At 34.5% G+C, this 11,413-nt stretch carries 7 protein-coding genes; 3 read left to right on the top strand and 4 right to left on the bottom strand.

From position 1 onward, the window contains the following. Together ACP6PK_RS24800 and ACP6PK_RS24795 are read left to right on the top strand one after the other, a co-directional pair. Window positions 1-3,721: CHAT domain-containing protein (locus ACP6PK_RS24800; RefSeq protein WP_426563558.1), on the top strand; the 3,721-nt coding region annotated here is incomplete at its 5' end. A 336-nt stretch (window positions 3,722-4,057) separates the two neighbouring features. Continuing rightward, window positions 4,058-4,387, top strand: a complete 330-nt coding sequence (locus tag ACP6PK_RS24795) for an NfeD family protein (protein WP_143438347.1) — start codon at window positions 4,058-4,060, stop codon at window positions 4,385-4,387. Between the two features lie 491 nt (window positions 4,388-4,878). Here the strand turns inward: ACP6PK_RS24795 and ACP6PK_RS24790 are convergent, their stop codons facing one another. From ACP6PK_RS24790 to ACP6PK_RS24780, 3 genes are all read right to left on the bottom strand, one after another. Further along, window positions 4,879-5,592, bottom strand: a complete 714-nt coding sequence (locus tag ACP6PK_RS24790) for a response regulator transcription factor (RefSeq protein WP_426563555.1) — start codon at window positions 5,590-5,592, stop codon at window positions 4,879-4,881. Between the two features lie 494 nt (window positions 5,593-6,086). Further along, entirely contained in the window at window positions 6,087-7,484 is a 1,398-nt protein-coding gene (locus ACP6PK_RS24785) for a response regulator transcription factor (RefSeq protein WP_426563553.1), read from the bottom strand. Window positions 7,485-8,032: 548 nt separating this feature from the next. Next, window positions 8,033-8,752 (bottom strand): biliverdin-producing heme oxygenase, encoded by a 720-nt coding sequence (locus ACP6PK_RS24780; protein ID WP_426563551.1) that lies wholly within the window; start codon window positions 8,750-8,752, stop codon window positions 8,033-8,035. A gap of 409 nt (window positions 8,753-9,161) precedes the next feature. Between ACP6PK_RS24780 and ACP6PK_RS24775 the strand changes: the two genes are divergently transcribed. Continuing rightward, complete coding sequence (locus tag ACP6PK_RS24775) at window positions 9,162-10,199, top strand: glycoside hydrolase family 10-like protein (RefSeq protein ID WP_426563549.1); 1,038 nt, start codon at window positions 9,162-9,164, stop codon at window positions 10,197-10,199. Window positions 10,200-10,334: 135 nt separating this feature from the next. Here the strand turns inward: ACP6PK_RS24775 and ACP6PK_RS24770 are convergent, their stop codons facing one another. Next, entirely contained in the window at window positions 10,335-11,057 is a 723-nt protein-coding gene (locus ACP6PK_RS24770) for a hypothetical protein (RefSeq protein WP_426563547.1), read from the bottom strand. Between the last annotated feature and the right edge of the window lie 356 nt (window positions 11,058-11,413).

Here is an 11,413-nt window from a genome sequence, read left to right as displayed (position 1 = left end):
AACTGAAGAAACGGCAACAGAATCTGAAATTGCTGAATCATCAATAGAAGATAATACTTTAACTGAAGAAACGGCAACAGAATCTGAAATTGCTGAATCATCAATAGAAGATAATCCTTTAACTGGAGAAATAGCAACAGAATCTCGGATTACTAAATCATCAATAGAAGATAATCCTTTAACTGGAGAAATAGCAACAGAATCTGAAATTGCTGAATCATCAATAGAAGATAATCCTTTAACTGGAGAAATAGCAACAGAATCTCAGATTACTAAATCATCAATAGAAAATATATCAAATACAAATATTAGGATCGAAGCATCAGAAAACATAACTATCAACAATTTATCTGAAGCTGAATTAAACTTAGCAAATACAAGAGGTAAAATCTCATTTATAGCAGATAGTGACCAAAATAATTTAGGTTCATTTACGATAGATTCAGAAAATACTATTAATACTCAAGGAGCAGGAATTAGTATTTCTGGAACAACAATCAATACAGGTACTATTAATACAAAAGGAGGAGAACTAAATCTTAGCAGTAGTCAAGGTTTTGTTATGTCTAATAACTTATCTACCGCTAATTCAAATACAACATTAGAAAGTAATGGAGGAGATATAAATATTGATGCTCAGGGAGATGTTATTACAGGAGAAATTAATTCCAGTGGAGACTCCAGAGGTGGAAATATTAATCTCAATAGTCAAACAGGTAGGATTGAGATTACAACAGTAGGTATAGATGCTACTTCTGCAAATGGTAAGGGTGGGGATATTACGATAAATGCTGCTACTGATATTGATACAGAAAATATTAATGCTGAAGGTAAACAAAGTGGTGGAAATATTGATATTATATCTGAAAATACTCTCAACCTTCGGCGAATATCAACATCAAGTGACAGCATAGAAACTGGCAATATTTCTCTGACTGGAAACGAAATTAACCTTTTAGGTGGAGAAAATAGTATTAGTAGTAATGGAAAACTTACTCTACAGTCAGCATCAGAAAATCAAAATATTACTCTGGGAGGGTTTGAAAATACAGAAGCGCTTAACCTAACAACATCAGACTTAGCAACTTTGGTAAATGGTTTTGCATCTATTACCATCGGGAAATCTGAAAATTCCGGTACTATTACTATATATTCTCCAGAAAACAACAACAACAATGGAGTGAGATTTCACGATCCCCTGACTATCCAAGCAGAAACAATTACAGGTACAGGTACAATAACTGGAATAGATGGTGCCAAAATTACTCTAAATGCTAATCGAGATATTCTCACTGGCGATATTTCCGCACCTGGAGACATTAGCATTACTAGCATTCAAGGAGATGTCAAGGTTGGAGATGTTACCACAAATACATCAGAAAATAGTATAGGCAAAATTGATATTGTTACTGGTGGTGCTATAGAAACAGGAAGACTAACTACCACAGGAACAACAACAGGAGGAAATATTAATCTGGAGGCAGGCGATCGCCTAACTACAGGTAGAATAAATTCCAGCGCTACATCAGGAAATGCTGGGGAAGTTAAATTGAGTGCGGAAAATGATATTGAAGTTATATCTGTAAAAGCAGAAGGTGGAAATATTGGAGGTAATGTAGAAATTAGTACAGATGATACTCTCAGAATAACAGGTACTTTTTTCAGTCAAAATCAGAATATTGCTAGCATTTCTACTGCTGGAGAATTAGCAGGGGGAAATATTACTATTAGTACAGGAAAAACACCTTTTACCTTAGGAAACGCTACAACTAACGGTTCTGTCGGAGCAATTACAGATGGAAAATTTACCATCTCGCCCGATCGCTCTCTACCCAATAGGTTTGATTTAAAAGAAGTCGAAAACTCTCAACCACAGAATAATAACTCTACTGAAACTATCACAGAATCACAGAGTCAAGAAAGTCAACTGCAACCAGATACAATAGAGTCTAATAATTCTAACGAAGAAAATCAAACTGATACAGTAATTCAACCAGAATTAGTAGAAGCATCAGAAAATCTAGAATTAGTCGAAGTGTCAGACAATATTGAGGTAGAAACACCTCAAGTTCCTATTGACGAAAATAATGAGTTATCCTTAAACACAAACCAAGAAGTACAGATAGCATCTCAAGATCCCGAAGTAAGTTCACAAGTTTTAGACAGTTCTGAAATTACTACCTCAGTCACAGAAAATGTAGATCATCTCCAAACATCCATAAATTCAGAAGAACAAATTCCCCCATTAGTCCTAGAAAATCAAACTACAGTAGAATTAGCACAACCTGATAATTCTCAATTTATTGTCGAAAATTCAGAAACAACTATTATTTTAGAAGATACAAACTCTACTGTAACTCCACCAGTTTCCGAGCAAACTGTTGCTATAGAAAATCCAGCTCAAGGTAAGTCTTCGCAGAAACTAACTCCAAGCATAGTCGTAGAAGAAAATATTACAACTACTGCTTCAGAAATTTCTCCCAAGAATAATTTCCATCAAATTAGCTTAACAGACACCGTATCCCAGATAGAGCTAACCAGAGGCAGAGAATTTGCTAGTTATTTAGGAAAAAATATCTCTAAGAGAACTGCCACAGCAGCAAATATCCGCAATACTCTCAGTAGTGTTGCCAAAATTGGCATCAAACCAGCAATTATATACGTCTCTGCACAACCCAATTATTTACAACTACAATTATTTTTGCCCAATGGTAAACCAGTTGTTAAAAGTATTAAGAAAAGCAGGGAGGAGGTAATGAAGGTTGCTAAAAAATTCAGCAACCAAATTAGAACCCCTAGTCAATTAGATTCTCACGATTATTTATCAAATGCTCAAAAATTATATCAATGGTTGATTGCTCCAATAGCTGAAGAGTTGGTAGCTAATAATATAAATATGACAATTTTTTCGATGGATAGTGGGTTGAGAACTATTCCAATAGCAGCTTTACACGATGGTCAACAATTCCTAGTAGAAAAATATAGTTTAGGGTTAATTCCTAATTTTACTTTAACAGATACAAGATATGTCGGATTAAATGGTTCTCAAGTTTTGGCAATGGGAGCATCGGAATTTCCCGCTCATGCTAATCAAACACCTCTACCAGCAGTACCTGTAGAACTTAAAACCATTGTAAATAATCTTTGGCAGGGTAAGTCTTTTTTAAATCAAGAATTTACTCTGGAAAATTTACAGCAACAACGTAGCAAAGAAAAATTTAGAATTATTCACTTAGCTACTCATGGAGAATTTCATCCAGGGAGTGCTGATAATTCTTATATTCAATTTTGGGATACTAAGCTACGGTTAAATGAGTTGCGTCAGTTACGTTTGTATAGTCCCCAAGTTGAATTATTGGTATTGAGTGCTTGTACTACTGCAGTGGGAGACGAAGATGCTGAGTTAGGTTTTGCAGGGTTGGCAGTACAAGCTGGAGTAAAGTCTGCTTTGGCAAGTCTTTGGTACGTTAGCGATACTGGCACATTAGCTTTAATGACTGAGTTTTATCAACATTTGTCAAAAAGACCTATTAAAGCAGAAGCGTTACGAAAAGCTCAATTGGCAATGTTAAGGGGAGACGTGCATTTAGAAAATCGTCATATTCTCCGAAATGGTAATCAACATTTAGCTTTACCATTAGAGTTAGTTAGAGAAGGCAAGAGAGATTTATCTCATCCTTATTATTGGGCAGCATTTACCATGATTGGTTCACCTTGGTAATATGAAGCAGCTCTTAAGGGAAATAAGGAAATTAAAAATCTCACTTTCTTAGACAAAAGCGAGCTTAACTACTGATTGAAAAAAAGTTTCTATTTTCGAGCAAAAATTCCAGATTTACAACTGGGAATACCGAAGCTTAAAATATAGAACAAAATTAATACTAAAGTTTCTATAGTAGTTACCAACTTGATGTTTTACTTACTCAAGATTATTTATATAAGTAAGTAAAAACTTGAGTAGGAGATTTTCAAACTCAAATCATAGCTTAATTATTAATTACTATTTTTCTACAGGTAATCGTCACAATTAACTTATATATTAGGATAGGAGTTGTAAATGTTAAATACTTTAAAAAAATCTGGTTCAGATAATCCATATCTGTTAAGCAGATCTAAGGAAGCAGTTGTTGATGAAATTATTCGCCCAAATGAACTTGGTAGAATCCGCTATCGGGGTAGTATATGGAATGCTAAATGTCTCCAAGAAATTACAATTGATCCTGAAGAGATTGTATATGTGGTAGGTAATGATAATATTACTCTGATTGTAGATACTGTTCCTCACAACGATGATAATTATCCTTGCGAAAACAAGAAAAAATCACCTTCTGTAGCCCCTTTATTTTTCCTTGGTAATTTCTTACTACTGCTCTTAATGTTGTTGTAATTTTCACCACAAATGGCAGAAAAACTTCAATGCATTCATGTCCGCTTTTAAACTTCCAGTAGATGCTTATTTTTATTAGTGATGTACTCCCACACAAATATTTCAGTGTGGGATTATCCTACTATAAAATATTCACATTTTAATCAACAAAAAAACTACTAAATCAGGTTAGTCAAATTAAAGCTTTGTCTTAGTGAAAAAATCCACAAATATAAACCGTAATATAAGCAATTATCTGAAGTATTGATCGACTAAGCGTGTCTAGATGATTCAAACAATAAGAGGAGCAAATTTTTATCAACATTATCTGGGAAAATTAAAATTATCGAATAATTATTAATTAAATAATTCAGCTTTATTAGCCTCCCCTTGGCTGCGCCGCGAGCTGTCGCTCTACAAGGGAAAAAAAGTGCTAGGATATTTCCTTATATTCAATTCCCTTACGGTTTTAACCAGAGGTAATTATCAATTATCCATTATCCATTAATGAATTACTCCTCTATAGAACCATTTTCTGCTGGAGCTTCAAACTTATAACCTACTTTCCAAACAGTTGTTATATACTCAAAATCACAGCCAGATTCTCTAAGCTTTTTGCGAATCTGACCAACGTGTACATCAGAACACTTTAGGTCTCCCACCCATTCACTATCCCAGACTTTATTGTACAATTCGGAGCGTTTCCAAGCATAGCCAGGTTTACTAGCCATACAAGATAATAAATTAAATTGTATATGAGTTAGAGGAATAATTTTATTCTTAAATTTCGCTTCTCTGGTAGTAGAATCTATTACTAAATCCCCAAATATAAGTTGCTTTGATTTTTTTTGAGAAGGTAGTCTTTGACGCTTCAAGATTGCTCTAATACGGGCACCAAGTTCTACCAAACCAAATGGTTTTGTCAGATAATCGTCAGCACCTAAGCCAAAACCTTTGACTTTATCCGCTTCATCAACTAAACTGGTTAGCATCAGTACAAACACATCATTATAATTTTGCATTTCCTGACAAAGATGAAAACCAGTAGTATCAGGTAGATTGATATCTAAGACAACTAAGTCTGGTTGAAATTTCTTAAATAAAACTAAAGCTGTTTTACCATCTTCTACAGACTCTACTTGATAGTTTTGTTGATTTAAATAGCGATGAACTAAGTTTCTAATTGCTGGGTCATCATCCACCACAAGAATCTTAATAGATACCATATTAAAACTATCCTATTTTTTCCATCTTTACTTTATAAGTTTAACTGCTAGGGTAATTATCGCAAAATCACCCTTTAGGGGAATGGCCATTTGCCTGTATAGGACTCAGGAAAAAATCATAGTGGTCATAATTGAATAAACAATTACGTATTATATCAAATCCGGTTATACGGTAATCGCAAAATTACTTCCTCAACTTAGAGATGTTCTATTGAATACGAATTTAAAAATTCATGCTATTCAAATGCTTTCTTTCTCCTGACTCCTGACTCCTGAGTCCTGAATTCTAGCGCGATACGATAATTAATTACCCGGATTCTATATTAGTCAAATTCAAGCTTTTTATTAGTTACTTTTATTAGTTATAAAATACACAAATATCAACAGCAATATCAGCATTTTTTTGAAGTATTGATCGAGTGAGCGTGTCCAGATGATTCAAACAATAAGAGGAGCAAATTTTTATAAAAATTATCAGGCAAAATTAGAATTACTTACTCCTCTAGAGAATCATTTTCTACTGGAGCTTCAAACTTATAACCTACTTTCCAAACAGTTGTTATATACTCAAAATCACAGCCAGATTCTCTAAGCTTTTTGCGAATCTGATCGACGTGTACACTAATACACTTTGGGTCTCCCACCCAGTCACTACCCCAGATTTTATTGCACAACTGAGACCGTTTCCAAGCATAGCCTGGTTTACTAGCCATAAAAAATAATAAATTAAATTCTATATGAGTTAGAGGAATAATTTTATTCTGAAATTTCGCTTCTTTAGTAGTAGAATCTATGAATAAATCCCCGAATATGAGTTGCTCTAATTTTTTTCGAGGATCTGGTCTTTGACGGTTCAAATTTGCTCTAATACGAGCACCAATTTCTACTAAACTAAATGGTTTTGTGATATAATCGGGACCAATCCAACCATAGCCCGGTCTGTGATCTAAACTTACCATTATCAGTCCAAAAACATAATTATAACTGTTCATTTCATTATAACTTTTCATTTCGTCATAAAGCTGAAAACCAGTAGTGTCTGGTAAATCATTATCTAAGATAACTAAGTCTGGTTGAAATTCTTTAAACAAAACTAAAGCTGTTGCACCATCTTCTGCAGACTCTACTTGATAGTTTTGTTGACTTAAATAGCGATGAACTAAGTTTCTAATTGCTGGGTCATCATCCACCACAAGAATCTTCTGAGATTCCATAAACTTATAACCTACTTTCCAAACAGTTGTTATATACTCAAAATCACAGCCAGATTCTCTAAGCTTTTTGCGAATCTGACCAACGTGTACATCAGAACACTTTAGGTCTCCCACCCATTCACTATCCCAGACTTTATTGTACAATTCGGAGCGTTTCCAAGCATAGCCAGGTTTACTAGCCATACAAGATAATAAATTAAATTGTATATGAGTTAGAGGAATAATTTTATTCTGAAATTTCGCTTCTCTAGTAGTAGAATCTATTACTAAATCCCCGAATATGAGTTGCTCTGATTTTTTTGGAGGATCTGGTCTTTGACGGTTCAAATTTGCTCTAATACGAGCACCAAGTTCTACTAAAGCAAATGGTTTTCTGAGATAATCGTGAGCACAGAAGTAATCAATCTTATATGTGGTTGTTTCATCATCTAAATTCCTCAACATCAGTACAAAAACATCATTATAGCTTTTCATTTCCTGACAAAGCTGAAAACCATTAGTGTCTGGTAAATCCATATCTAAGACAACTAAGTCTGGTTGAAATTCTTTAAACAAAACTAAAGCTGTTGCACCATCTTCTGCAGACTCTACTTGATAGTTTTGTTGACTTAAATAGCGATGAACTAAGTTTCTAATTGCTGGGTCATCATCCACCACAAGAATCTTCTGAGATTCCATATTAAAACTATCCTATTTTTTCTATTGTTACTTTATAAGTTTAACTTCTACAGCAATTATCGCCAAATCAACGCTTATATCATGTCTCTTTGAATAACCACAATAAAAAATTTAGGGAGTAGGGAGTAGGGAGCAGGGAAAAACTTCAAAAATATTCTCCCTTAGAGATGAATAACATTTTTATTATGGCTAATTAATGAGACTTGATATTAGTTGTCACACAGTTTAGATATATAGCGTTTCTCAAATTATTGAGGTACAGTTGTTTTTCTTATTTTCCACTCCCTGTTTCTCAAATTAATACTCCCTACTCCCTCTTTTCCGGAGAGGTCTAATTTCAGCAATTAACAATTAACAATCAATTATTAATTATTGAACTTTTATCTTTTGATTTGGACGTAGCGCTATATCTCTACCCTAAACTCTTCAAACGTCAAATCCTGGAGACTTGGTGACTGCAATCTCAGCCATCAAACCCCCAGGATTTCAAAGACAACTTAAAACTGTAGTGTCTCCTGAGAAGGCAATATTAATTAATTAAGCATTATTTATTCAGCCACAGTAGCCAACTCTGTACTACCAGTGCTGCGCTTTCTTGTTAAGGTATTAAACAGTAACACACCGATGGCCTTAATCAAATTACCCTCTAATTCATTGAACATTTTCATGTTCATGCCAAAAGCAGCGTTCGCCTCATCAACCATTCTATCTGCTGTTGCTTGATCGATGGGTAAATCATTCATTGCCTGACGATAGTTATTCTTGAATGCTTTCTCATCTGAAATTTCTGGGAATTCATAGAAAGCAGTACCTTCTCCATCAGTTAAATTCATACCTCTCTGAGCAATTTTCTTGAGAATTTGACCGCCAGACAAATCTCCCAAGTAACGAGTATAGGAATGAGCTACTAACAATTCTGGTTCTTTTTCAGAGATTTCCCTAATTCTCTGTACATAAGCTTGACCAGCATCAGAAGGAGCAACTTGCTCGCGCCAACCAGCACCATAATAAAATTTTAGGTCTTGCTCTAAGCTTTGCTTACGGTTTAGTTCTGGAAAGTAAACCTTGGAAATGATTGGATGTTCCTGGTGGCGTTGCATCTCTTCTTCCATTGCAGAATAAACAAAGTAAAGATTCTTAACTAAAGTCCGGTAGGAAGTCTTTTCTACAACTCCTTTTAAAAAACACTTGACAAAACCTACATTTTCTGCGTTTGTGTGAGCTTTTTTGGTTCCTTCACGCAATTGAGTTGCTAGGTTTACACTCATGTTAAATTCCCTTACTGATACTAAACTATACAATTGGCCGTATCAATTCCTACAGAAACTTAGAAATTAAATTGCCTATTTGAATACCTTAGAATGAATAGATGAAAATTTACGTTAAGAATAATTAAGAAGTAACCATGAAGCAGATTTTGGATGATGTCTCATACCATTGTACATTGAATTGGCATCTGTGAATCATCAGCAATTTACTTGGATAAGAGGGTCTTAACTGTGAACTTTTGTATTAAAAACTGTTACTTTAATTATAGAGTATCTAGGCCAAAATCAAATTATTAAATTTTCATTAAAAAATTTAGCTTTTGCGATCGAATAATATCCACTTCGCTTGCAGAGTATGACAAACGGAAAAGCTTTTTGACAACAAAATAATCAATCATTTTAGATAATTATGGAATTGCGAGGTATCTGGCTGACAAATGTTGATAGTAAAATTCTCTATTCTAGAGATAAAATTGCTGAAGCAATGAATTTTCTGGTCGAAACAGGATTTAATGTTGTATTTCCTGTGGTTTGGAATAAAGCATTTACTCTCTACCCTAGTCAACTAATGAGAAAAACTTTCGGTCGAGAGATAGATCCTCTATACCAAGGTCGCGATCCTCTAGCAGAGGTCATCACAGAAGCAAAGCGAGTGGGTATGAAGGTTATTCCTTGGTTTGAATATGGGTTTGTTAGTTCTTATAAACAAAATGGAGGGTTGCTACTGAGCAAAAAACCGGAATGGAGAGCTACGGACTGTAGAGGGAATTTATTGGTGAAAAATGGTTTTGAGTGGATGAATGCTTTGGATGAAGAGGTGCAGAATTTTTTGCTCGCTCTGGTTTTGGAAGTTGTGAGAAATTATGACATTGATGGTATTCAGGGAGATGATCGAATGCCAGCATTTCCCTCAGAAGGTGGTTATGATGGGAAAACTATGGCACGTTATCGTCAGCAGTTTTCTTGTTACCCTCCCCAAAACCATAAAAATCAGAAGTGGTTAAAATGGCGAGCGGATATTCTGACAGATTTTTTGGCTCGTTTATACAGAGAAGTTAAAGCAGTTAAACCTAATATTTTGGTTTCAATGGCACCTAGTTTTTATAAGTGGAGTTTCAATGAATATCTCCAAGACTATCCTACTTGGATCAACCGAGAAATTGTTGATATTATTCATCCTCAACTTTATCGTCGTGACTTTTCTAGTTACAAAACTATTGCGCAACAGTTAGTAAGGCAACAGTTTACTAGAAGTAAGTTGAGCAAAGTATTTCCAGGAATTTTAATCAAAGTTGGCTCTTATCGTATTAGTGTGGATTATTTGTTGGAAGCGATCGCCTATAACCGTTCTGTAGGTATTAATGGAGAGGTGTTATTTTTCTATGAAGGTTTGCGAGAGAATAATGATGAGTTGGCTAAAGCATTGAGAAAAGATGTTTATTTTTGATAGTTATACTACTTTGAAAAAAGAATCCTACAAAAAGCTGCATCTTGATCGGAGATTCTTAAAAACATCTGAGTTACTCCATATTCTTTCCAATATTTATGGAATCTCAATTTTGGGTATTTCAACCAAATCTATCTAAACTGAATTCATGCGTGCGAAATGTTCCTGCAACATCCGGTGAATAAAGATGTAACTGCCACCCACTTTTCTCAGAAAAATACGCTCAGAGGCATAATCAAGGAAAGAAGCATAGTTCCAGGGTATATACCGATTACGATATAGGATAATCCGCAAAACAAAGTGCTTAATGCAAGCTCCACCAGCCAGAAATGCAAAGGGTATAGCCATTGTTAGTATCATGTATGTCCAGAATGAGAGTTCTGCCATACTCAAGGTTGGCTCTTGCTCGCTTCCTACAGGCATCAAAAAATGCCATGTCATCGAAATGCTGTAAGCAACCCCAAAAAAAACTCCTAAAAGACTAAGAACAAAAATATTTTTTGCTGACTTCCAAATTCCTTGATTGGGAAAGGTTGTCTTTTCTACAGATGTTTCTACACTAATACCACCTAAAATAAAAAGCTCAGGACCGAAAAGTATCACGAAAAATAAACAGGAAATTAAGCCACCTATCAATACGCCCAACACCCCTAATAAAAGGCCAAAAAGGTCTGTCTGATTAAAATATGCGGTTACCCCAATAACAATTATACCGATGATTATATATATAATAGCTGAAATAACTCCGAGAATCAACAACGATATAAAATTCCTTCTTAATGTTTTTACTGCGCTACTCAATGACCATTTGACAGCTTCAATAGGCTCTATGTTTGGCTCGAAATAGTTATACATCAAAAGGTTGTAATATAATTTAAGTAAGTCTCCTAAAGGAGCAAGATATTTAACAAAAAAAATCTTTTTTAAGCAGTTAATATTTGCGATCTTCTTAACCCATTCACATAGGAAAAATGGCTTTTCAATTATTAGTTTTCATGCCATTATAAAAGAGGAAAGAAAATAATAAAGTATCATCATTAAAAATGAAAAATAAGGGTTTTTTACTGAATCAATTAGGCTATTAGATAAGTACCCCATTTTTTCAAGTTCATAATAATAGTTTTTTATGATTGGAAAGCCGACAAAATTGAGTGCCCCGAAAGCCAAAAATATAAATAGCGGAACAGCAAGTACATAGAGTAATTTTTGTACAT

The organism is Dapis hubbardiae BLCC-M172 (assembly GCF_050016015.1).
Classification (GTDB): domain Bacteria; phylum Cyanobacteriota; class Cyanobacteriia; order Cyanobacteriales; family Microcoleaceae; genus Trichodesmium.
The sequence above is the reverse complement of the archived record's forward strand: the minus strand, read 5'-3'. Positions and strand labels throughout refer to the sequence as shown.